A 22596-nucleotide genomic window follows, 5' to 3' on the forward strand; every position below is an offset into this window, starting at 1 on the left:
GCCAAAAATACAAAACCCACCTGATGGTGGGTTTCCTTTTCAACAACACACTTATTAATTAGTCAGTCGCTTTATTCTTCAGATTTTCTGCACCCCGCTTGGTTTTATCCCAGCCTTTTTCAGTGCCTTCTTTGGTTTTATTCCAGGTTTTCTGGCTGCCTTCCTCAATCTTGCTGCTGGTGGCATTGCTTTTGCCTTCCGCTGCATGTTTGGATTTGAGTTTTAGCTCTTCACCCTTATGCTGAGACTGATGCAGTTTTTCTTTTGCCGTATCTGCGCCTTTATGCGCTTCAGCAACCGTTTCGTCAGTGGTCGTTGCGGCGAAAACAGGGGACGCCAGTAAAAGTGCAGACAGTACAATCATTGTTTTCTTCATAATTCCCTCTTTTGTCAAAAGTGCCGTGTCAGGTATTTATTCTGGACTATGCCATGCCCGAAAGATTTAAGAATAAACCAGGAATGCAAAAAGTGGTGTTAACGGCGAAAAAATAATCATAAAAAGGGCAATTCAACTTTATAGTAAGTCCAGTTGCGGGTTATCGTCGGGTTGGCTTCTTACGCGCGTTTTAGCTGCAGGAGCGGGCTTTTGCATTTGAAGATGGAGCCAGTGCAAAATCACGTCCGCAATATACGCCTGTTGCTCAGCCGTCAGTGCCTGTCGTTGAGGGAGGTTGTGCCATTTACTCAGACAACCGCGGCAGCAGGTCGCGGTGGCATGTTGGGCGATAAATACCGGGTGGCCGCGCATCGGCGTTTGTTTACCGTCATTGACCGGTACTGCCGCTGCCAGTCTTTGCCTGATAAAGTCAGCCGCGTGATCCCGCACCTGCGTTTCCCCTTTGCTGAGACAATAATCATATTCCGTTCTGCCTAATGCAAAGCGTTGCCTGAAGGGAGAGCGCGACAAGCGCTGAAAAAGATCATCGAGTTGAGACATAAAACCTCGGTAAAACGGTGCTGAATGGCTAACTGAAGGTAAATTATAAGGGATATTTTTCGTGATTTTTAGTTGCAGCAAACAAAGCGGGCTTCTATGAAGTAAAAACCGCCTTCACGAAGGCGGTTTAGCTTTTCAGATGTCTTTTGCTGGCTCGGGGAAATCATTTCCATCTTCATCTTCCAGCGGATCAATTCCTTCATCCGAACCTTCTGGTAACGCTTCATCATCGTCATCGTAAGCCGGGTATTCGGCATCGTCAGGTACCGGTTCTTCATAATCAGGACGTTCAGACATAGTGACCTCCAACAGCGCTGTTGACCGCTTTTAACTGTAGTTCACCTTACTATGCAAGGCGTGCGGCATCTCACGAAAGCGTAAAATGCCGCCTGTTCTGTCAGTATCATGCGCTGTGTTTACGTCCTGAAAGATAAGTTACACCCTGAGCGCCAAATTCCTCGCGATACGGCACGTCAGGCGGAAGATGAAAAGTTTCGCCAGCATGATAAGTCGTTTCGCTGTATTCAGTAAAAATGGTGATGTCGCCGCTAATGATCAGAGCCATCGCCTCAAAAGAATATATATGATTATCGAGCTGAGTTTTGGGGTTGCGCTCAACTAAAACCGGTTCGTCAAACCCTCTTTCCGCTAACAATTTTCGGTATTCTTGTTCGGTCATTATCACCTCCTGAGCATGATCCTAATCTAAGCATAGACAATGATGTCACGGCACTAATTTTGAGTCTCACCTCAGCACTAAAACGCCGATTAGCGACGAGTCAGAAGAGCAAAAGAGATGCGTATAATCAGATTACTACGGTTTATTCACGGTTAGCGTTTGGCCGCTGATAAGAGTGGTTTCCTGAAAAATGGCTGCCGGTAGGGTAATAACCGTTAAATATTTTGCCCGTGGATGACACCAGGGCGCATTAATGTAACGTGCTGGCCCACGGTGGAAACTCATGGATGTAACCTATCTGGAGACGGCAGAATTTAAGGAATACTGAAAGCAAAACCGCTGAAAAGCAAAGCATATAAACTTAATAAATCTGAATTATTTTATAGCTAATCACTTTGTTAAATATTTACTTTCAATCAGAAAATTTATATTTCAACAAGCTTGCCTGGCTGTTAGAAACAGAATCGCCAGTGAGAATTTTAGTTAGCGCTATTTCCAACATTAAAATCCGCAAAGTGCGGCCTTAAATTATACGGCAATATCGACCTCTGCGTATTCTCGCTGATAATCCTACTGGCATATACAGCCTGATAATGAATCACGACAGCGAAAAATATTACGCCAGTTAAATTACTACGGCTCGGCTATCCTGCAGCAGGCGCTAAGAATTATTTAACAAGCCGGGTGCATTAAGCCCGGACAGAAAATAAATACTGAACCCAGCCGGTAACGACGACGCGTTTTTATGCCAGGCCGCATCTACGATGACTCACAACCTGCTTATCGCTTCCCAGCCCATGGAGCCGTTGCTCTACAGGTAGCTATAAAAAACATCTCTAAAAATGCCTCATCCGTGTTTTTGAGACATAAAAAACCCCGACACAGTATGCCGGGGCTGGTGGCTTAAAAAGAATAGACGCTATTCTTTTTATTCAGACTTACGTCCGCCGCCATGGCTATTGTGACCGCCTTTTTTTCCAGCTTCTGACGCTTTTTCACGATCGTTCGCGAAATTGCCGCCGCTGTGCTGTCCACCTTTTTTGCCTGCTTCTGAAGCTTTTTCATGGTTCTCTGCGAAGTTACCTGAACCACCACGATGTTCGGCCATAATATCCTCCTGAACATATTGTCATTTGTAAAATGGCAACCAGCGAAATTCTATTACGCTAGCCGTTTTGTCGTGTTGCATGAGTTAGTGTAGGCGTAAGTCCAAAGAGCGCAAATAAGTTAAAAACGAAGACACACTGTTATAACCGAACCGGGAACGGGTAAAAAAATGGCAGATATAAGAAAAAACTATGATTAATAATAAGTTATACCTTCAGACCTGCCGTTAAAGAAAGTCGTAAAAATTACACTTGGTTACTTATTTAAAATATATAAAATTTTTATAACCATAATAAACCGAATAACCGCAGCGGCTAATAATTCTGGAGGCTGTAATCTCCTGATATCATCACAACCCTGCTTCGTGCCGCCTGCCCCATCGGAACCATGCATTACCTGATGGAAAACACATCCACGTTTTATTGTAGTGACACACTAAATTCGTCCGTCTGGACAACAACGATATGCTCATCCAGGGACAGCACCGTTGAGCCAATAATAAGAAGAGGCTGCGCTGACAGGACATCATCAGGCGCTCGCATAAGTACACCCTGATAAAGATATGAATGCGTTCTGAAGAAAATGTGAGTGCATTCTGATGAAAATATGTTTTCAGTCAATATTTCTGTTTCGTATATAAAGACAATAGGAATCTAACCTTATAACGTAGAGATGCTTTGCATCCCCTCTGAAGATTTTGGATTTCGATCTTCAGAGGGTTCTTTTCGTGATGAAGATTGTTGTGAAAGAGACGCTTAAAAACCGGATGCTAAAGCCCACCTGAGTGAGCTTTATTGTCTCTTATTCAGGCTGCTTGTCGCCAGACTCTGATGCGCTCCCCTCATCATTCTGCTCACGTTCTTTTGATTTAGATTGAGGTGTAACCAACCCGCGCCACTGGGCGAAGGTAGAAGCAATTATTACCCGCCCTGATGGAAAACCAACAATAGCACCTGAGTTCGACCCCAAACCGGCATTAAATATTAACCCTGTAAACGACTTTGACGATGTTGAAGCCGCTGAATCCCTCATCTGAATTAAAGTTAATTATCCATGAAAATAAATCTGAATAAGATGCGAGTGGCATTCCTGGAATTATTTTAACCTGAAACGGTTAATGGTGAAGGTGAGCCACGCTCTAGCGCCAACTTTATTTTCCCGCCCGAACATCCATGCGTAAAAGGAATTGAAGCGGCTATCGTTGGTAGCTAAGAAAAAACAGGAGCCGAAAGCCAACAGTATTCGCAAATTCTTACGCACCGGCCTGAAAGTCTGCCTGCACGATGGCGATGAAAAAGCAGAATACGAGGACTACCCCGGTAATAAGTTTGTCCTCGCCAGTGCCACGGGTTATCGGCCGTGACCGCTCCTCGTTGACCGCAGCGGACGGTAAGCCATATGTCGGTTGCTACGTTAACGCCACCATCGAATCTGAGCGATGGGTAACAATTTTGGCAAACGTAGCTCGGCGGTGTTCAGTTCTGCCGCGATGGTGATGCATTTGCTGATGCAGCGTTGCAACAGAAGACGATTTTGACGATGTAAGCAGAAGGCGCTGACGCCGAATGATACATAGCCCCCGGCGCTATACCGGGTGGCTGCTTAAATTAAGAACACGGATGTTTATAATTCAAGCAGAAACTTTAATTCTCCTGATGGTGTACCTTTACAGTCTGGTGCAATAATCTGCATTACACTTGTGATTTTTATCATTACGGTTTTTAATGGCTGAAATTTGTTTTAATACAAAATTATACTTATTGATTTTATATTTTAACTCAAGCCCCTTCTTTTCATCAGAATGCGAAATAATCAAATCCCAACATGCTTTTGATTGTTTAACAGAAACAATTTTTTCAGCTAACCCAGCGTATTTTGCATTATTACGAGCCAGCTCAAGAGCTGCATAGCTGCTGTTACAAAACCTTGCCTGAAAATAGTTTACTATTTGCATAAAAACCCTCGTTAAATAAAAATCAATAACACAATATAATTACACGCCCTACCAAAAAACGATAAAAAAATCTTTAACATCCTCCCGGCAGAATAGCGCTTTTTTTGCAGGCAAAATACGCAAGGTGTCTTTATATTCAAAACATTATGGTTAGATCTTGAAACCTATAGCGAAACACCTGTGAAGAACGGTATCCACATTGACGAAAGCGAAGCATCTGGCTCTGATGAAGGCACTAATGCGAGCAGCGGAACGTGACTGGAAGTGGATTGAGAAGTCACCGGTTATCAAGGTGCCACAGGAAAGAAATAAGCGGGTGCGGTGGCTCGAACCCGCTGAAGCTCAGAGGCTGATTGATGAATGCCCTGAACCTCTTAAGTCTACCGTAGCGTTTGCGCTGGCAGCAGGCCTGCGCCGCTCCAACATCGTTGACCTGAAATGGCAGCAGATAGACCTTCAAAGGAAGGTGGCATGGATTTAAGCGTTACCATTCAGCAGGCAGTGACGCATCATCGTGCGTTTGAACTGATAAGCCGTCTGCACTTCATTGGGGGTCTCGTTCAGCAGGAAATCCACAGCGTGATTACTCAGCCATTCCCGCTCTTCCTGCCCGTCTTTATGACGAAATGACGAACCTGATAGAGAAAGCACGGCATGGTTGCCACGGCTTCACTGATGACCGAAACGGCGTTCATCACCGCCGGCAGAGATTCCGCTGTACCGGCAGAGACATATTCGCCCGAACCGGTATTGGGAATCCCTGCCATCCGCATGAAATCGTCGATAGTCATGCTGCGTTCTTCTTTTTTACGGCTGAAAGGCCACATATCACAGCCCCGCTAATTCAGCCCAGCGGCGGCGGTTGTCGGCCACACGGCGCAACTCGGGGTGCTGAGTAAAGAGAGAACGCTGTGCTACCTCAACCGCGCTTTCAGGGTAGGCAGGCATGCTGGTGACGGTAACTTCAATCAGCTCAGCTGTAAGGATGGTGCGCATGGATGGGGTTTTATCAAAATCCCACTCCTGCTTTGATGCCCGAAAGCCAAAGCTCATGCCTGACAGATCGCCACGCTCCACCAGCGTCAGAACATCGCGGCCTAACTGTATCAGGCGGCGTAAGCTCAAAGCGAAGCCCGGTATTATCCTGCGAAATCTGGAGCGTTCCAGATGATGTACGGCCTAATAAATTGGTGTAATCATGCTCATAGAGTGCGCGAACATCCCCACCAGCAGACAGGCTGTCAGTAAATGCGTTTGGCGCAAACTGTTCCTGAAACTCACCCCAGATAACTTCTGACAGGCTGTTCCAGCGCACGGCATACCCCACCAGCTTTTTATCACTGGCGCTGACTTCGGATGTGCGGATTTCAAATTCTTTTTGATTCATTGGTGTGCTCCACAAAGACTGAAAAGGGGCCGGAGCCCCTCGTTAACTGAATCAGGAGCCTGAGCCAGCAACTTCCAGCACTTTGATCGCGTTGGAATCCACCACGCCGCCACCAACATATTTATCGGTGTTCACTTTGTAGAAGCCCGGCTCTGTGATGTTATCCGGGCGGGTGCGCACACCAGTGGTGTGATCAACCACGTAATAACCGCGCCTGAAGTCACCCACGGCCAGCACAGGCTCACCGGCTTCAGCATCAGACAGGTTTTCGAGGTAGTACACCGGACGGCCCAGCAGGGTATCAGGTGAGCCAGCGACCAGACGATCACGCCAGATGTAATCACCGTTGCCGTTCTTCAGCTTTTGCAGCGCGGCGGCAGAATTGGAATTCATCACCCACACCGCATTTTTGCGGTATTTGGATTTCAGCCTGAACAGGAGATCGATCAGCTCATCAGCGGTAGGCGCAGCACCAGCAGTGACCATTTTTTCCAGCGTGCCGAACGGGCGGGTTTTATCACCAGTCTCTGCGCGTGGATAGCTCAGGAAGCCTTTAGCCTTTTTAACACCATCGCCACTGACAAAATCTTCATCTTCAGTAGCAGTGAAGGTGTCCGCGATTTCGGAAGTCAGCCACCCCAGAATATCCACTTCGGAGAAGTCGAGAATCTCCTGAGTGGTTTTCGGATAGGCATAGATGGTGTTCATCTTGATTGAGACTTCTTCCAGTTTCGGCGTGGCGGTCTCGGTACGCTGATCACCTTCAGAGGCGTGATTCACCACAGCACCGCCAACGGACACGAGTTTTTTATATTCGTTGGTTTTGGTGGTCTTCACCGTAGCGATCTGACGCATAACACTGTCATCCTGCATCTGGCGCATAACTTCCATGGCAACGGGTACAAAGAACGATAAGTCGCAAAAACTACAATCACGCGCCCCGCATGAAGTAATTGATGCAATGGAAAAAGTGAAAGAACCCGGTGAAAGCACTGGCCAGTTTATCGTTGCTGCTTTGAAGCGAGAAATCTCATATCGCCAACGCAAATTAGCTCGCGATACCGGCAAAGATTCTTTGTAGGCAGCGTTAACTAAGCGCCAGTTTAGTATCGTATGTCGCTTGCTCAGCGATTCTGGGTTCAGGCAACCAGCAGCTGACTCACTCATTGAAAGTCGGTTCTGCAGATGACATTTCGTTACCTGCAAAGCTTCGGCGAGATGATTGAAATTCCAATCATCTAGCTTTACCGTCATACCCAATGCGTTTAATCACTTGGTTTATGCTTGCTTCGCTCATTGTTTTCCCTGAGTCATTTCGACCGGGAAATACATAGCGGCCTCGTCCAGTTATTTGATGGATTTCCTCTAATAGCTGCTTAGCCTGGCTGGATAGTGGCACAACATGTGGCCGGCGCATTTTCATTCTGTTGGCGGGGATTTGCCAGATACCTTTATTTAAATCGAACTCGCACCACTCAGCCGCACGCAATTCAATCGTCCGCGTACCTGTCAGCATAAGAAGCCGTGTTGCATATTGAGTGACACGGCTGCCGCTGTAATCGCTCAGGGCACGGAGGAACGCCCCAATTTCGTCAGTCAGGAGATGTGGAAAGTGTTTTTGCTTTGGTGCTTTGAGAGCTCCTGCCAAATCAACAACAGGGTTATGCTCTGCCCTGCCGGTAATCACAGCGTAAGTAAAAATCTGTCGGCAAGCCTGACGGGTTTTCTTCAGCTTATCTAAAACGCCGCGGTGCTCCATTTTTCTGAGCACTGCCAGCATCTCGGCTGCTTTGATTTCAGCGATTGCGCGTTTACCAATGAAGGGGAAAACATCCTTTCGAAGGTATTCGAGAATATCCTCAGCGTAACCCCGGGACCAGTTGAGCCGCTTATGTTCATGCCACTCTAACGCCAGTGCCTCGAAACTGTTGCTTAACGCGAGAAGTTTAGCCTGCTTTTCTTCCTGCTTTACTTCTCCGGGATCGTTACCCGCAGCAAGCAATTTTTTAGCTTCTTCACGCTTCATTCTGGCATCAGCAAGTGATACGGCTGGGTATAGACCGAACACAACACGCTTCTCTTTGCCAGAAACTCTGTATTTCAGCCGCCAGCTTTTAGTCCCATTAGGGAATATTTCAAGATACATCCCGCCGCCGTCAGCGAGTTTATAGGCTTTCTCTTTTGGTTTGGCAGAGTCGATTTGACGGGCATTTAGCTTCATTTGGGGGCATCGAGATCCATTGAACGGACTAGTGCCCCCAATGATGCCCCCATAAGGGTATAGCTTTCAATAGAACTTAGTAGACGTCACGATAACGAGAATTCGCTTGTTATGCGGGTTTGAAGGGGTTTTGTAGACTTTGAGATACTTCAGAAGATAAAAAGATGGCACGCCCTACAGGATTCGAACCTGTGACCTACGGCTTAGAAGGCCGGTGCTCTATCCAGCTGAGCTAAGGGCGCGTGGAGATGGCGTGGATTATACGGGCCGACCCGGTTGAGTCAACGGTTTTGACCTGCCAGTCAGCATGGTTGTCGAAGATTAAGACAATGTCAGCATTTCAAAACCTGACAGCGCGATGCGCTTCTGACAAAATAGGCGCCTTCCCCGTTTCAACACAATACAGTGGATTTCCTCTCTGATGGCAGCAAAAATTATTGACGGTAAAACGATTGCGCAGCAGGTGCGCCTTGAGGTTGCGGAAAAAGTAAAGCAGCGTCTGGCAGCCGGAAAACGCGCACCGGGTTTGGCAGTCGTTCTGGTAGGTGAAAACCCTGCATCGCAGATTTATGTCGGCAGTAAACGTCGCGCCTGCGAAGAAGTGGGTTTCATCTCCCGCTCTTACGATTTGCCCGCCACTACCCACGAAGCCGAATTGCTTGAGTTAATTGATAATCTTAATAACGACCCGGAAATTGATGGCATTCTGGTGCAGCTGCCGCTGCCAGCAGGCATCGATAACGTCAAAGTCCTGGAACACATCACTCCAGATAAAGATGTCGATGGTTTTCATCCCTATAACGTGGGTCGTCTGTGCCAGCGTGCGCCAAAACTGCGCCCCTGTACGCCACGCGGTATCGTAACGTTGCTTGAGCGTTACAACATTGATACTTATGGCTTGAACGCTGTGGTGGTAGGCGCATCAAATATTGTAGGTCGCCCGATGAGCATGGAACTGCTGCTAGCGGGCTGTACGACTACCGTTACGCATCGCTTTACCAAAGATTTGCGCCATCATGTTGAACATGCAGACCTGCTGGTGGTTGCGGTCGGTAAACCGGGCTTTATTCCGGGCGACTGGATTAAACCCGGCGCGATTGTGATTGATGTGGGTATTAACCGTCTGGAAAGTGGCAAAGTGGTGGGCGATGTCGATTTTGCCGCCGCCGCTGAGCGTGCTGCCTATATCACGCCAGTGCCCGGCGGCGTGGGCCCCATGACGGTTGCAACCTTAATTCAGAATACGCTGCACGCGTGTGAAGCCTTTCATGATAGTGAGACAAAATAATGGCGAACTTCTCTCTGGGAAAATTCCCGCACGTTGATCTCTGTGATTTGCTTAAGCTGGAAGGCTGGGTAGAAAGCGGTGCACAGGCCAAGGTGGTGATCGGTAATGGCGAAGTGCTGGTCGATGGAATAATTGAAAGCCGTAAGCGTTGCAAAATCCTTCCCGGTCAGACGGTAGAATTTGCTGGGCAGCGTGTAACGGTTATCGCCTGATAAACCCGGCGTCCCTGTTCTGTGGGGGCGCCTTAAATCCGCTCAGCGCCTGCCACCCGCGTTTCTCCGTCGATTTGCGCTAACTCAATATGATTCAGCGCCGTATGCTGGCGAATTAACGTCGCCAGCCTGGGGGAATGGCTGGTGATCCAGAACTGGCTGAACTGGCTGGCTTCTGCAATTAAACGTGCCAGCGCAGGCAATAAATCTTCATGAATACTGTTTTCAGGTTCATTAAGCGCCATAAACTGCGGTGGGCGCGGACTCAGCAGCGCAACCACTAAACAGAGAAAACGCAGCGTACCATCAGAAAGTTCAGCGCTTTCCAGCGGGCGTAAAATACCACGGCGCAACATCAGCATCTGAAAACGTCCGTTTTGCACATCAACCTGAAATTCGCTGTCAGGAAAGGCTTCATCCATTACCTGATAAAGTAATTCGTGATGGCCACGCTCAACAATAGTAGCCCAGGCCGCCGCGAGATTACTGCCATCATGAGACAGAACCGGTGCGCGCACGCCAATTTGCGGGGCGCGAATGGGCGAACCCGGCCAGACGGCGAATTCATGATAAAAGCGCCATTGCCGCAACCGTTCACGCGCCTGGGATAACTCGGGATAGCGATGCGGCTCTCCCAGCTGGCCAAACAGCGACTCCTCCGGATGCAGAACCGACGGATAAGCGACGCGTTCGCCTTCTATATTGTGCAAAAATGCCGTTTGGTTTTGACGCTGCATAAGGCAGGACGAAGGGCGGCGCTGATGACCGCTCAGCCATAAATGCTCTTCTTTTACCAGTGGATCGCGGTTGAATAAACTGGTGGCAAGCGGCTCGGGAAAGCCGACGTCCAGTTGATAGTCCATATCGTCCATTTGTACTGCCAGCGTAAGCCGTTTGGCATCCTGGCGACGATCGCCCCGGCGTAAGCCGCCCGCCCACATGACTTTCTGGATACCGCCTTCTTCCGCCAGTGCCAGCGCCAGTCGACCACTGGCTGCTTCGTGCAGCAGGCGTACCGCTTTATAGAGATTGGACTTGCCGCAACCGTTCGGACCGCTCACCACGTTTAGCTGATGCAGCGGCAGCGTTAAATCCCTGACGGAACGGAAACCGCGAATCTGGATCTGTGCAATCGGCATAATAAAAAAGGCGATTTCTCACCCTCTCCGGTTACTTACGGCGCCAGGTTGATCCCTGCGGGCCGTCTTCAACAATGACGCCAAATTCATTGAGCCTGTCGCGGGCGACGTCAGCTTGCGCCCAGTTTTTCGCCGCGCGAGCTTCGGCACGGATTTTTACCCAGTGCTCAATTTCCGCCACTTCCTCTGCGTTAACCTGCGCCCCGCTTTGCAGGAATTGCTCTGGATCTTGCTGCAGTATGCCGAGAACGTTTGAGATTTCTCGTAATTTTGCAGCCAGCGCATTCGCCGCTGCGACATCTTCGCTTTTCAGACGATTCACTTCACGCGCCATGTCGAACAGCACCGAATAGGCTTCTGGCGTGTTGAAATCATCATCCATTGCCGCCCGGAAGCGTGCATCGAAATCTTCGCCGCTGCTCGCCGCCACGCTGCTGTCGGTATGACGCAGCGCGGTATAAAGACGTTCTAATGCCGCACGCGCCTGATTCAGATTATCTTCGCCATAATTGAGCTGGCTGCGGTAATGACCAGACATCAGGAAGTAGCGCACGGTTTCGGCATCGTAATGCTGCAATACGTCGCGCACAGTAAAGAAATTACCGAGTGATTTAGACATTTTTTCGCGATCCACCATCACCATACCGGAATGCATCCAGTAATTGACGTACGGACCGTCGTGAGCGCAGGTTGATTGCGCTATTTCGTTTTCATGGTGCGGAAACATCAAATCAGAGCCGCCGCCGTGAATATCAAAATGTTCGCCAAGTTGTTTGCAGTTCATGGCTGAACATTCAATGTGCCAGCCTGGACGGCCATTCCCCCACGGCGAAGGCCAGGCGGGTTCGTCAGCTTTGGACATTTTCCACAGCACAAAATCCATCGGGTTGCGTTTAACGTCCGCGACTTCGACACGTGCACCGGCCTGTAACTGTTCCAGATCCTGACGTGATAAGGCGCCGTAATCGGCATCGCTCATCACATCAAACATCACGTCGCCGTTATCCGCAACATAGGCATGACCACGCGCGATCAGCTTCGCAACCAGCGCAATAATTTCCGCAATATGGCGCGTGGCGCGTGGCTCCAAATCTGGCGGCAAAATACCTAACGCCGCAAAGTCCTGATGCATCTCGCCGATCATGCGATTAGTCAGCGTTTCAATACTTTCGCCATTTTCGTTGGCACGTTTGATGATTTTATCATCAATATCAGTGATATTACGTACATAATTCAGCTGATAACCGCAATAGCGTAAATAGCGCGCCACCACATCAAATGCCACAAACGTCCGCCCGTGACCAATATGACAGAGGTCGTACACCGTGATGCCGCAAACATACATACCGATCTTACCGGCATGAATGGGTTTGAATTCCTCTTTCTGTCGACTCAGGGTGTTATAAATCTTAAGCATTGAACATTTCCGTATTGACGTATGTAGTTGACACTTATTTTGGGTATCCCGACATTGTGCCGTATTTTTAACGCTCGCGCGACGCAAAGCAAGCCAACTGCGCCGCCCTGCTGACGTGCCATTGCAAATTATGATATAAGAACCGTCGAGAAAAAGAGGTACGCCATTAAACGATGCGGCCTTAGCGACTGACGACAACCTTTACAGGACAACAAAAATGGTAACTTTCCAGACGAACCATGGCGATATAGTGATTAAAACCTTTGATGACAAAGCGCCGGCAACCGTACAAAACTTTCTGGATTATTGCCGTGAAGGTTTTTACGACAACACCATTTTTCACCGCGTCATTAACGGCTTTATGATTCAGGGCGGCGGCTTTGAGCCGGGCATGAAGCAGAAAGCGACCAAAGAAGAAATCCGTAACGAAGCCAACAACGGCCTGAAAAACACCCGCGGCACGCTGGCTATGGCGCGGACTTCCGCTCCACACTCCGCTACCGCACAGTTCTTTATTAACGTGGCTGACAATGACTTTCTGAACTTCCGTGACGAAAGCCTGCAAGGCTGGGGCTACTGTGTATTCGCTGAAGTGGTTGAAGGCATGGATGTCGTTGAAAAGATCAAAGCCGTTTCCACGGGTCGCAGCGGCATGCACCAGGATGTGCCAAAAGACGACGTGATCATTCAGAAAGTGACCATTAGCGAGTAATGTCGCGCACGCTGTTTATCGCAGATCTCCATCTGTGTCAGGAAGAACCGGCGATTACCGCCGGTTTTCTACATTTTTTACAGCGCGAAGCGGTGCATTGCGACGCGCTGTACATCCTTGGGGACCTGTTTGAAGCCTGGATTGGCGATGACGATCCTAATCCGCTGCACCAGACAGTTGCCGAGGCTTTGCACGCCCTGCCAGTGCCTGTTTATTTTATACATGGCAATCGGGATTTCTTGATTGGCCGCCGCTTTGCCCGTGCCAGCGGTATGATGTTATTGCCGGAAGAGCACGTTTTAGCGCGCTACGGTCACCGTGTATTGATCATGCATGGCGACACATTGTGTACTGACGATCAGGGTTATCAACGCTTTCGCGCAAAAGTACATAACCGCTGGATCCAAACGCTGTTTCTCGCCCTGCCGCTGTTTATTCGTAAACACATTGCGGCGCGTATGCGTGCCGACAGCAAACAGGCAAATCAACACAAATCTGTCTCCATTATGGATGTTAATCAGCAAGCGGTTGAAGCAACGATGCTGCGCCAGCAGGTTCGTATGCTGATTCATGGTCATACCCATCGCCCGGCTATACATACCCTGACGCTACAGGGCGAAACCGCCGAGCGCGTCGTTTTAGGCGCGTGGCATACAAAAGGGTCGATGATTCAGCTGGATGACAGCGGTGTTCAACTGATCGAATTCGACTTTTAAAAAACGAGCAGAACCGGACCAGTTTAGCCCGACGCAACCGTTTTCCTTGCTGCTTTCTCATGCTATTCTCTGTGCCCTTCAAAACCTGTCCGCCCGGCCAGGTCTGTTTGTTTATTCACAGGAGCTGACCGCATGTTATCCAACGCCGCCCCGGCCCGTATTGCTATTGTTATGGGTTCCAAAAGTGACTGGTCCACCATGCAGTTCGCTGCGGAAATTCTTACCAGCCTGGACGTGCCCTTCCATGTTGAAGTGGTTTCAGCGCACCGCACCCCGGATAAGTTATTTAGCTTTGCCGAAACGGCGGCTGATAATGGTTATCAGGTAATCATCGCAGGTGCTGGTGGCGCGGCACATTTACCTGGCATGCTGGCAGCCAAAACGCTGATTCCTGTGCTGGGTGTACCGGTACAGAGCGCCGCGCTGAGCGGCGTTGACAGTCTCTATTCTATTGTGCAGATGCCGCGCGGTATTCCGGTTGGCACACTGGCAATCGGCAAAGCCGGTGCCGCAAACGCTGGCCTGCTGGCGGCACAGATTCTGGCGATTCACGACAGCACTCTGGCCTCCCGCCTCGCCAACTGGCGTCAGACCCAGACCGATGAGGTGCTGAACAACCCGGACCCGCGGGAGGAAGCATGAAGCCGGTTTGCGTTTTAGGTAATGGCCAGCTTGGTCGTATGCTGCGTCAGGCCGGTGAGCCTTTAGGCATTGCGGTGTATCCGGTGGGGCTGGAAGCCGATCCTGATGCGCTGCCCATCGCTGAAAGCGTGATCACTGCTGAAATTGAACGCTGGCCTGAAACCGCCTTAACGCGCGAGCTGGCATGTCATCCCGCCTTTGTGAATCGCGACATTTTTCCACGTCTGGCGGATCGTCTGACCCAGAAACAGTTGCTCGATCAGCTCAGTCTCGCCACCGCGCCGTGGCAGTTGCTGGCAGATAAGCGTGAATGGCCAGAGGTATTTAATACGCTGGGTGAACTGGCAATTGTGAAGCGTCGCACAGGCGGTTACGACGGCCGTGGTCAATGGCGTTTACGAGCCAGTGAAACCGCTACGCTGCCTGATGAGTGCTATGGCGAATGCATTGTCGAACAGGGCATTAACTTTTTAGGTGAAGTCTCGCTGGTCGGCGCGCGTGCGCAAGATGGCAGCACCGCGTTTTATCCGCTGACGCATAATTTGCATCAGGACGGCATTTTGCGCACCAGCGTAGCTTTCCCGCAGGCCGATGCTGCACAACAGCAACAGGCCGAAGCGATGCTCAGCGCAATTATGCATGAGCTGAAATATGTTGGCGTGATGGCAATGGAATGTTTTGTTACGCCGGAAGGCCTGCTGATCAACGAGTTGGCCCCGCGCGTACATAACAGCGGGCACTGGACGCAAAATGGCGCTTCGATCAGTCAGTTCGAGCTGCATCTGCGGGCCGTACTGGGCCTGGCTTTGCCACAACCGGTGGTGATTGCTCCCTCAGTAATGGTGAATCTGATTGGCACTGCGGTAAACCTGGACTGGCTACAACAACCGCTGGTCCACCTGCACTGGTACGACAAAGAGGTGCGTCCGGGTCGCAAAGTGGGTCATTTAAATCTCACCGACAGCGATCAGCCACGCCTTCAGGCTGCACTTGAAGCGCTGATACCGCTGCTGCCGAAAGCGTATGCCAGCTGCATTGCCTGGGCCGTGGAAAAACTCTGATCGTATATTTTTTATCCCCATAACGTTCAGTTGCCAGATAAGGGGAAACCGGGTGAGAGCTACCGCATGCAAAGAAGTAAACATGCCGCAGCCCTCACCCGTTGCCCACCGTTAAGGGTACTGGTTCATCATCCTGCCTCAAACCGTTTAAACAGCGCTTTCCCTTTCAGTAACCGGACGCCCAGCCAGCCGCCGCACAACGACAATAACAGCGCACCGCCGAGCGGTAACATCAGCCACAACGTCCAGTCCGGCTGCCAGGGGAAATCAAACACTTTACGCTGCAAGCCCCATAATGCTGCTTCTGCACCCAGGGCTGCCGCCACGCCTGACACGACGCCGAGCAAGGCAAACTCACACCACAGCGTGCTTCGCAGCAGCCGCTTACTGGCCCCCAACGTACGATATGCCACCAGTTCCTGACGGCGCTGCCGCATCCCGACCTGAATTTGCGCTAATAACAGCAACACGCCACAGGCCGTTACCAGTACGACCATGATCTCCAGCGCCTGGCTGACCTGCGCCAGCACCTGGCCGATCTGCCGCATAATACTGCCAATGTCCAGCAGGCTAAGCGTCGGGAATTGACGGTTCAGTTGCGCCAGTAATCGCGGGTTGGGATCCATACGAAAACTGGTCAGCCAGGTTTGTGGCTGCGCATCCAGCGCGCCCGGCGGGAAGATAAAGAAGAAATTAGGCCGTAAACTTTCCCAGTCCACTTTACGCAGGCTGGTAATTTTGGCGCGGAATGTCTGTGTATCGCCGTCAAAGGTCAATGAATCACCCAGCTTCAGGCCTAAACGCTCAGCCAGCTCAACCTCCATTGAGACTTCGCCCGCTTTCGGTGGCCAGCTTCCGGCGACCAGCGGATTATGATCGGGTCGCTCTGTCAGCGAAGTCAGGTTTAATTCGCGGTTCAGCGCGTTATCCATCTTCGGATCGGCTTTTTTGCCGTTCAGCTCACTCAGGCGCACACGGGCAATAGGGTAAAACGTTTCTGGCTTGATCCGGTGAACTTGCAGAAAATCGCGTACCTGCGGCACCTGATCTTCAGTCATATTCAGCAGAAAAAAATTTGGACTGTCCGCTGGAAGCTGTTGCTGCCAGCGATCCAACAGATCGCCACGTATCACCAGCAGCAAGGCCAGCAACATGAATGACAGCGAAAACGCTGCCAGCTGGCTCAGTGTTATACCCGGCTGACGCAGCAGGCGGTTGATTGCTAACCGTAGCGCCAGATTGCGCAAAACTAAGCGTCGCAACAGCAGTAACGTGCTCCAGCCGATCAATGCCAGTAATCCCGCCAGTAACACCACGCCCGTCAATAGCGCCCACAGCATTTTGCTGCCTCCCATCAACAGGGCCAGCAGCGCTACCACCAGCACACCCACCACAGGAAGGTAGATTTTCATCGGCCAGATACTGGCTACCGCGTCCCGACGCAGCACCCGCAGCGGCTGCGTCGCCAACAGCAAACGATAAGGACGCAGCCCCACCAGCAATGAAATAACGAATAAAGATCCCACTGACCACATCCATGGCCACACGCTGGCAGCGGGCAGGCTTGCCGGCAACACCGGTTTCAGCATCGTCATTAATATTGCTTCAACGCCCTGCCCCACAATGCTGCCGCCGATTGCCGCCAGTAATAATACCGCCAGCCATTGACCAATCATCAACTTTTGCAATGCGCCACGGGTGGCGCCCAATGTTTTCAGTACCGCCACCAAATCATAACGGCTGCGACAGTAATGGCTCATTGCGACCGCCACAGCCGCAATCGCCAGCATTAACGTTAACAGCGCTGAAAGCAGTAAGAATTGCTGCGCACGCTGCATGGAGCGCCCCAGCGCATCTTCAGAATTTTCAATGCTCATCCATCGCTGTTCGGGTTTTAACTGCGGTTGGATCCAGCGGTCATAAGACGCCAGCTGCGTGGGATTACCGGCAAATTTGTAGCGCCAGGTCAGGCGGCTACCCGGCTGAATCGCGCCGGTCTTGTCCACATCGGCAAGGTTAATTAGCAAACGTGGCGCCATCTGAAACGGATTAAATCCTCCATCCGGTTCCTGGATCACTTCTCCGGCAATACGCAATGTAGTATCGCCCACCTCCAGCCGATCGCCGACTTTCAGGTTGAGGAGCGCCATCAAGCGGGGAGCCGCCAATGCCGTGCCCGCAACGGGTTTCAGTCCCGGCGGCTGCGTTTGCAGTACGCCAAACATCGGATAACGGTTATCCACCGCTTTTACCGCCGCCAGCTGCGGCGTTTGTCCGGCAAACGTCATGGTCATAAAACTCAGCTGTCTGCTAACTGACAAACCTTCTTCGCGCGCTTTCTTCAGCCACGCTTCTGGCACAACATCGCCGCTGCGTAAGGTTCGGTCACCCGCCATGAAATCACGGCTTTGCTGGTTCAGCCCTTTTCCCATGCGATCGCTGACAGAACCCAAAGCCAGCACGCAGGCCACCGCCAGCGTTAATGCCAGCCAGACAATAAGCAGCGAAGGCGAACGCCACTCGCGCCAAAACCAGCGCCAGATCATTGCTCCTCCCACAATTTGCCGTCGCGCAAACGTAATCGGCGATCGCAACGCGCTGCTAATTGTTCATCGTGCGTAACCAGAATCAAGGTGGTGGCGAAATCGCGGTTGAGTGAAAACAGCAAATCAGCGATGTGATCGCCCGTTTTGCGGTCCAGATTACCGGTCGGTTCATCTGCAAACAGTAAACCAGGACGTCCGCTGAAAGCGCGAGCCAGCGCGACACGCTGTTGCTCGCCACCCGAAAGCTGGGCAGGAAGATGATGCAGACGTTCCCCTAAACCCAGCTGAATAAGAAGCTCGCGGGCCTGATCGCGGCTTTGACGATCGCTGTCGCCGCGCAGTAGGGCAGGCAACTGCACATTTTCTTGTGCATTAAGTGTCGGCACCAGCATAAAAGCCTGAAAGACAAACCCCACCTGCTGTGCGCGTAACGCCGCGCGTTGTTCTTCATTCATCTGCTGTAACGGCTGGCCCAGCAGCTTAACCTCGCCGCTGCTGCCATCGTCAAGACCGGCCAGGATGCCTAATAATGTGGATTTACCGGAACCGGATTCTCCAGTCAACGCGATGGTTTCAGCTGGTTTGACAACTAACTCAACTCCGGTAAGGATGGTTAGCTGATGCTCTCCCTGACCGACGGACTTAGTAAGATCATGAACTTCAATAATGTTTTCCGCTGGCATTATCCCTTCCTGTTATTGTGCCTTTTGCTGGTGTCTCGCCTTGCTGCGGCTGACACCCTGATGATTTTGGGTGACAGCCTGAGCGCCGGTTACCGGATGTCAGCCTCTGCTGCCTGGCCCAGCCTGCTCAATAAGCAGTGGCAGCAGCAACCCAGAGTCGTCAACGCCAGTATCAGCGGCGATACCGCTGCACAAGGACTGGCACGTTTACCTGCTCTATTAAAACAGCATCAACCGCAGTGGGTGTTAATCGAACTGGGCGGTAATGATGGTTTACGCGGTTTTACGCCTGATGCTATTGCGCAAAATTTACGTAAAGTCATCGACGACGTGAAAGCTGCCAATGCTAAACCGCTGCTGATGCAGATTCGTTTACCGGCCAATTATGGACGTCGTTATACGGAAGCGTTCAGCGGGATCTATCCCGATCTGGCACAACAGTACGACATCCCTCTGGTGCCCTTTTTTATGGAGCAGGTTTACCTGAAACCTGAGTGGATGCAGCAGGACGGCATTCATCCCAATCCTGATGCGCAACCTTTTATTGCCAACTTAATGGCAAAAGAACTTGCTCCGTTAGTTAAGCAGTAATCGTCACATCCAGCGCAAAAACAGGTAAATAAATGCAAAAATCTGTCCTGATAACCGGTTGTTCCAGTGGCATTGGCCTTGTCGCAGCAAACGATTTGCTGGCACGTGGATATAACGTTATTGCCGCCTGCCGCAAAACTGAAGACGTGGCACGCATGAACGCGCTCGGCTTTGTTGGATTACAGCTGGATCTCGACGATCCCGCTAGTGTTGATCGCGCTGCGGACACGGTGATCGCCTTGACTAACAACACACTTTTTGCTTTGTTTAACAACGGTGGCTTTGGCGTTTATGGCCCGCTGCAAACTCTCTCCCGCCAACAGTTAGAACAGCAATTCGCCACCAATCTTTTTGGAACGCATCAGCTTACGATGCGCCTGCTTCCTGCCCTGCAGGCCTGTGGCGATGGTCGCATCATTAATACCAGTTCAGTTCTGGGTCTGGTGTCTACACCCGGTCGTGGTGCGTATGCCGCCAGCAAGTATGCGCTGGAAGCGTGGAGCGATGCGCTACGCCTGGAAGTTTGCCGTAGCGGCGTGCATGTCAGCCTGATTGAGCCCGGTCCACTCAAAACGCGTTTCACCGACAACGTCACCCAGGGTGAGCAAGAGAAACCCGTGCGCAATCCCGGTATTGCTGCCCGTTTTACCCTGCCGCCGGAAGCCATTCTGCCTAAATTACGCCACGCGCTGGAGAGCAAACATCCACGTTTGCGCTATCCGGTGACCTTGATCGCACACGTTATGGGCTGGCTGAAACGCTTGCTTCCGGGCTGGATGATGGATCGCATTTTGCGCAGCCATTAACCACTCAAGCCGAATTCAACTTGAAGCGCGGCTCGTTGGCCCCATATTCTTAGAACACTTTCTGCAAAGAGACTTATTCATGTCACCACACGCTTCGATTATCGACATCAACGAATCCAACCTGCATCAGACACTCGAGCAGTCGATGCAGCTGCCGGTGCTGTTTTACTTCTGGTCCGAGCGCAGCCAGCATTGTCTGGAACTTACGCCGCTGCTGGAACGTTTAGCGCAGGAATATGCCGGACAGTTTATTCTCGCCAGACTGGATTGTGATAAAGAGCAAATGGTGGCTTCGCAGTTTGGCTTGCGATCGATCCCGACGGTTTATTTGTTCCAGAATGGCCAGCCGGTTGATGGCTTCCAGGGACCACAGCCAGAAGAAACGGTCCGTGCGCTGTTAGAAAAAGTACTGCCGCGTGAAGAAGAACTTAAAGCGCAGCAGGCAATGGCACTGATGGAAGAAGGCAAGCCGCTTGATGCGCTGCCGTTGCTGAAAGAGGCGTGGCAGTTAAGCAACCAGTCGAGCGAAATCGGTTTCCTGCTGGCTGACGTGTTGATTACCTTGAACCGCAGCGACGAAGCAGAAGCGGTGCTAAAAGCGGTGCCGCTGCAGGATCAGGATACGCGCTACCAAAGCCTGATCGCGCAGATCGATTTGCTGAAGCAAGCCGCCGATACGCCGGAAATTCAACAGCTGCAATCTCAGCTGGAGAGCGAGCCTTCGAACGCCGAGTTGGCTGCTAAACTTTCGTTACAACTCCATCAGGTGGGCCGCAACGAAGAGGCGCTGGAGCTGCTGTTTAGCTTCCTTAAATCTGATCTGAATGCCGCTGATGGCCAGGCGCGGAAAATGCTGCAAGAAATTTTGGCTGCGCTGGGTACCGGCGACGCGCTCGCTGCACGCTATCGTCGCCAGCTCTACTCGCTGTTGTATTAAGTGAGGGGCAACGGGCCGAAGCGACTCGGCCCGTCAGGCTGACAATCTGGAGGTTATATGTTGACTGTTATTCCGGTGCTTATCGTACTGGCGCTTGTCACCGTGTGGGCGGGCGTCAAAATTGTGCCGCAAGGCTTCCAGTGGACAGTAGAGCGTTTCGGTCGTTATACCCGTACGCTGCAACCCGGCTTAAGTCTGGTGGTCCCGTTTATGGATCGTGTTGGTCGTAAGATCAATATGATGGAGCGGGTGCTGGACATCCCTTCGCAAGAGATCATCTCCAAAGATAACGCCAACGTCACCATTGATGCGGTGTGTTTTATTCAGGCCGTTGACCCGGCACGGGCCGCTTATGAAGTCAGTAATCTTGAGCTGGCCATTATCAACCTCACGATGACCAATATGCGCACGGTGCTGGGCAGCATGGAGCTGGATGAAATGCTGTCGCAGCGTGACAGCATCAATACGCGGTTGCTGCATATTGTCGATGAAGCGACGAATCCGTGGGGCGTGAAAATTACCCGCATTGAAATCCGTGATGTACGCCCACCGCAGGAACTGATTGGCGCGATGAATGCGCAAATGAAAGCAGAGCGCACCAAGCGCGCCGATATTTTGGCAGCAGAAGGGGTTCGCCAGGCCGCAATACTGCGTGCTGAAGGTGAAAAGCAGTCACAGATTCTCAAAGCGGAGGGCGAACGCGCTTCTGCGTTTTTACAGGCGGAAGCGCGTGAACGTCAGGCGGAAGCCGAAGCGCGTGCCACTAAAATGGTATCTGAGGCAATTGCTGCCGGTGATGTTCAGGCGATCAACTACTTTGTGGCGCAGAAATATACCGATGCGCTGCAAAAAATTGGCGAGGCGAATAACAGCAAAGTGGTGATGATGCCGCTGGACGCCAGCAGCTTGCTGGGTTCCGTCGCGGGTATCAGTGAATTGCTTAAAGATGCACGCTCCGAGTCGAAACGCTAATGCTGGTCGATATTATTGCTCATCCGCACTGGTTCTGGCTGACCCTGGGAAGCCTGCTGCTGGCGGCAGAAATGCTGGGCACCAGCGGATACTTATTATGGAGCGGCCTGGCGGCGGTAATGGTGGGCATTATCGAATGGTTTATTCCGTTCAGCTGGACGGCACAGGGCTCGATGTTTGCAATACTGACTCTGGTTTGCGTGTTCTTGTGGTATCGCTGGATGCGCTACCGCGAAAACCTACAACAGCCGAATGCACTGAACCAGCGCGGCAACCAGATGATTGGTATGCACCTGACACTGGAGACCTCACTCAAGGATGGGCTGGGTCATGTACGCATTGGTGACAGCAGCTGGCGCGTGCAGGCTGAACAGGACTTAGCAGCGGGCACTCAGGTCGAAGTGATTGCTGTGGAAGGCATCACGCTGCGTATTCAACCGCGCTTCCCTTCCGAATGATGACATGTACTAGCTCAGACCTGATCTGACAGTTACCGGTTATTTATACAGGTGTCTGTCAGATTAAATCTGGTTCAGATTCTTTTCTGCCCAGACCCGTTTTCCATCAAGTAACGTGGCCATTGGCGTAC

Annotated in this window: 23 protein-coding genes, 1 tRNA gene and 6 pseudogenes; 15 read left to right on the forward strand and 15 right to left on the reverse strand. The window is 51.2% G+C overall.

The genetic code is table 11. The annotated features are described in order from the left end of the window. Nucleotides 1–58 precede the first annotated feature (58 nt). From QRY16_RS16760 to QRY16_RS16780, 5 genes are all read right to left on the reverse strand, one after another. Nucleotides 59–376, reverse strand: a complete 318-nt coding sequence (locus tag QRY16_RS16760; RefSeq protein ID WP_289777400.1) for a KPN_00521 family repetitive protein — start codon at nt 374–376, stop codon at nt 59–61. 138 nt (nt 377–514) lie between these two features. Beyond that, nucleotides 515–937: a DUF4186 domain-containing protein gene (locus tag QRY16_RS16765; protein WP_289777401.1), complete on the reverse strand. Its 423-nt coding sequence runs from the start codon at nt 935–937 to the stop codon at nt 515–517. Between the two features lie 135 nt (nt 938–1072). After that, the gene (locus QRY16_RS16770; protein ID WP_193405023.1) at nt 1073–1234 is read right to left on the reverse strand and encodes a hypothetical protein; all 162 of its coding nucleotides are present in this window, start codon (nt 1232–1234) and stop codon (nt 1073–1075) included. Between the two features lie 106 nt (nt 1235–1340). Beyond that, nucleotides 1341–1616 (reverse strand): cupin, encoded by a 276-nt coding sequence (locus tag QRY16_RS16775; RefSeq protein WP_289777402.1) that lies wholly within the window; start codon nt 1614–1616, stop codon nt 1341–1343. A 928-nt stretch (nt 1617–2544) separates the two neighbouring features. Then, the gene (locus QRY16_RS16780; RefSeq protein WP_193406995.1) at nt 2545–2724 is read right to left on the reverse strand and encodes a con-10 family general stress protein; all 180 of its coding nucleotides are present in this window, start codon (nt 2722–2724) and stop codon (nt 2545–2547) included. 885 nt (nt 2725–3609) lie between these two features. Between QRY16_RS16780 and QRY16_RS16785 the strand changes: the two are divergent. Together QRY16_RS16785 and QRY16_RS16790 are read left to right on the forward strand one after the other, a co-directional pair. Beyond that, nucleotides 3610–3759, forward strand: a pseudogene (locus QRY16_RS16785) (DUF2800 domain-containing protein); the annotation flags it as partial. Between the two features lie 165 nt (nt 3760–3924). Continuing rightward, on the forward strand, nt 3925–4086 hold the full coding sequence (locus tag QRY16_RS16790; protein WP_289777403.1) for a hypothetical protein: 162 nt from the start codon (nt 3925–3927) through the stop codon (nt 4084–4086). Nucleotides 4087–4389: 303 nt separating this feature from the next. On the opposite strand, the gene QRY16_RS16795 is transcribed toward QRY16_RS16790, so the two are convergent. Further along, entirely contained in the window at nt 4390–4677 is a 288-nt protein-coding gene (locus tag QRY16_RS16795; protein WP_289777404.1) for a hypothetical protein, read from the reverse strand. A 184-nt stretch (nt 4678–4861) separates the two neighbouring features. Between QRY16_RS16795 and QRY16_RS16800 the strand changes: the two are divergent. Continuing rightward, nucleotides 4862–5155 (forward strand): annotated as a pseudogene (locus QRY16_RS16800) (tyrosine-type recombinase/integrase); the annotation flags it as partial. Between the two features lie 2 nt (nt 5156–5157). Here the strand turns inward: QRY16_RS16800 and QRY16_RS16805 are convergent. The 3 pseudogenes from QRY16_RS16805 to QRY16_RS16815 form a co-directional block, all read right to left on the reverse strand. Further along, a pseudogene (locus QRY16_RS16805) lies at nt 5158–5504 on the reverse strand (phage portal protein); the annotation flags it as partial. A 1-nt stretch (nt 5505) separates the two neighbouring features. Next, nucleotides 5506–6064, reverse strand: a pseudogene (locus QRY16_RS16810) (HK97 family phage prohead protease). 51 nt (nt 6065–6115) lie between these two features. Beyond that, a pseudogene (locus QRY16_RS16815) lies at nt 6116–6952 on the reverse strand (phage major capsid protein); the annotation flags it as partial. Between the two features lies 1 nt (nt 6953). Between QRY16_RS16815 and QRY16_RS16820 the strand changes: the two are divergent. Next, nucleotides 6954–7145 carry a YlcI/YnfO family protein gene (locus tag QRY16_RS16820; RefSeq protein WP_289777405.1) on the forward strand — a complete coding sequence of 64 codons (192 nt, stop codon included), beginning with the start codon at nt 6954–6956 and terminating at the stop codon, nt 7143–7145. A gap of 159 nt (nt 7146–7304) precedes the next feature. On the opposite strand, the pseudogene QRY16_RS16825 reads toward QRY16_RS16820, so the two are convergent. Then, a pseudogene (locus QRY16_RS16825) lies at nt 7305–8285 on the reverse strand (tyrosine-type recombinase/integrase); the annotation flags it as partial. A 165-nt stretch (nt 8286–8450) separates the two neighbouring features. Beyond that, nucleotides 8451–8527, reverse strand: a tRNA-Arg gene (locus tag QRY16_RS16830). Between the two features lie 179 nt (nt 8528–8706). Between QRY16_RS16830 and folD the strand changes: the two genes are divergently transcribed. Then, nucleotides 8707–9573 (forward strand): bifunctional methylenetetrahydrofolate dehydrogenase/methenyltetrahydrofolate cyclohydrolase FolD, encoded by an 867-nt coding sequence (gene folD / locus QRY16_RS16835; RefSeq protein WP_289777406.1) that lies wholly within the window; start codon nt 8707–8709, stop codon nt 9571–9573. Continuing rightward, nucleotides 9573–9785 (forward strand): ribosome-associated protein YbcJ, encoded by a 213-nt coding sequence (gene ybcJ / locus QRY16_RS16840; protein WP_289777407.1) that lies wholly within the window; start codon nt 9573–9575, stop codon nt 9783–9785. Before folD ends, ybcJ begins: the two co-directional genes overlap by 1 nt. 32 nt (nt 9786–9817) lie before the next feature. Here the strand turns inward: ybcJ and QRY16_RS16845 are convergent, their stop codons facing one another. Further along, nucleotides 9818–10924 carry an AAA family ATPase gene (locus QRY16_RS16845; protein WP_289777408.1) on the reverse strand — a complete coding sequence of 369 codons (1107 nt, stop codon included), beginning with the start codon at nt 10922–10924 and terminating at the stop codon, nt 9818–9820. A gap of 31 nt (nt 10925–10955) precedes the next feature. Continuing rightward, the gene (cysS, locus tag QRY16_RS16850) at nt 10956–12341 is read right to left on the reverse strand and encodes a cysteine--tRNA ligase (RefSeq protein ID WP_289777409.1); all 1386 of its coding nucleotides are present in this window, start codon (nt 12339–12341) and stop codon (nt 10956–10958) included. Between the two features lie 217 nt (nt 12342–12558). Between cysS and ppiB the strand changes: the two genes are divergently transcribed. The 4 genes from ppiB (at nt 12559) to purK (ending at nt 15472) form a co-directional block, all read left to right on the forward strand. Next, the gene (gene ppiB, locus QRY16_RS16855) at nt 12559–13053 is read left to right on the forward strand and encodes a peptidylprolyl isomerase B (protein ID WP_289777410.1); all 495 of its coding nucleotides are present in this window, start codon (nt 12559–12561) and stop codon (nt 13051–13053) included. Continuing rightward, nucleotides 13053–13769, forward strand: coding sequence for a UDP-2,3-diacylglucosamine diphosphatase (locus tag QRY16_RS16860; RefSeq protein WP_289777411.1), 717 nt, complete (start codon nt 13053–13055; stop codon nt 13767–13769). The genes ppiB and QRY16_RS16860 overlap by 1 nt, the downstream gene beginning before the upstream one ends. Nucleotides 13770–13901: 132 nt before the next feature. Continuing rightward, nucleotides 13902–14411 (forward strand): 5-(carboxyamino)imidazole ribonucleotide mutase, encoded by a 510-nt coding sequence (gene purE, locus QRY16_RS16865; RefSeq protein ID WP_289777412.1) that lies wholly within the window; start codon nt 13902–13904, stop codon nt 14409–14411. Then, complete coding sequence (purK, locus tag QRY16_RS16870) at nt 14408–15472, forward strand: 5-(carboxyamino)imidazole ribonucleotide synthase (protein ID WP_289777413.1); 1065 nt, start codon at nt 14408–14410, stop codon at nt 15470–15472. The genes purE and purK overlap by 4 nt, the downstream gene beginning before the upstream one ends. 128 nt (nt 15473–15600) lie before the next feature. Here purK and ybbP read toward each other — a convergent pair whose 3' ends face one another. Continuing rightward, entirely contained in the window at nt 15601–18018 is a 2418-nt protein-coding gene (gene ybbP, locus QRY16_RS16875; RefSeq protein WP_289777414.1) for a putative ABC transporter permease subunit YbbP, read from the reverse strand. Beyond that, the gene (ybbA, locus tag QRY16_RS16880; protein WP_193403535.1) at nt 18015–18701 is read right to left on the reverse strand and encodes a putative ABC transporter ATP-binding protein YbbA; all 687 of its coding nucleotides are present in this window, start codon (nt 18699–18701) and stop codon (nt 18015–18017) included. Before ybbA ends, ybbP begins: the two co-directional genes overlap by 4 nt. On the opposite strand from ybbA, the gene tesA reads away from it, so the two are divergent. The 5 genes from tesA (at nt 18669) to QRY16_RS16905 (ending at nt 22465) form a co-directional block, all read left to right on the forward strand. Beyond that, complete coding sequence (tesA, locus tag QRY16_RS16885; protein WP_289777418.1) at nt 18669–19292, forward strand: multifunctional acyl-CoA thioesterase I/protease I/lysophospholipase L1; 624 nt, start codon at nt 18669–18671, stop codon at nt 19290–19292. The genes ybbA and tesA overlap by 33 nt on opposite strands. Before the next feature lie 32 nt (nt 19293–19324). Further along, nucleotides 19325–20098, forward strand: a complete 774-nt coding sequence (locus QRY16_RS16890; RefSeq protein ID WP_289777415.1) for an SDR family oxidoreductase — start codon at nt 19325–19327, stop codon at nt 20096–20098. A gap of 79 nt (nt 20099–20177) precedes the next feature. Then, nucleotides 20178–21035 carry a co-chaperone YbbN gene (locus QRY16_RS16895; RefSeq protein WP_289777416.1) on the forward strand — a complete coding sequence of 286 codons (858 nt, stop codon included), beginning with the start codon at nt 20178–20180 and terminating at the stop codon, nt 21033–21035. 57 nt (nt 21036–21092) lie between these two features. Beyond that, nucleotides 21093–22007 (forward strand): SPFH domain-containing protein, encoded by a 915-nt coding sequence (locus tag QRY16_RS16900; RefSeq protein WP_193403538.1) that lies wholly within the window; start codon nt 21093–21095, stop codon nt 22005–22007. Then, on the forward strand, nt 22007–22465 hold the full coding sequence (locus tag QRY16_RS16905; protein ID WP_289777417.1) for an NfeD family protein: 459 nt from the start codon (nt 22007–22009) through the stop codon (nt 22463–22465). The genes QRY16_RS16900 and QRY16_RS16905 overlap by 1 nt, the downstream gene beginning before the upstream one ends. Nucleotides 22466–22596 lie beyond the last annotated feature (131 nt).

The sequence above is a fragment of the Mixta mediterraneensis genome (assembly GCF_030283135.1).
GTDB classification, from domain to species: domain Bacteria; phylum Pseudomonadota; class Gammaproteobacteria; order Enterobacterales; family Enterobacteriaceae; genus Pantoea; species Pantoea mediterraneensis.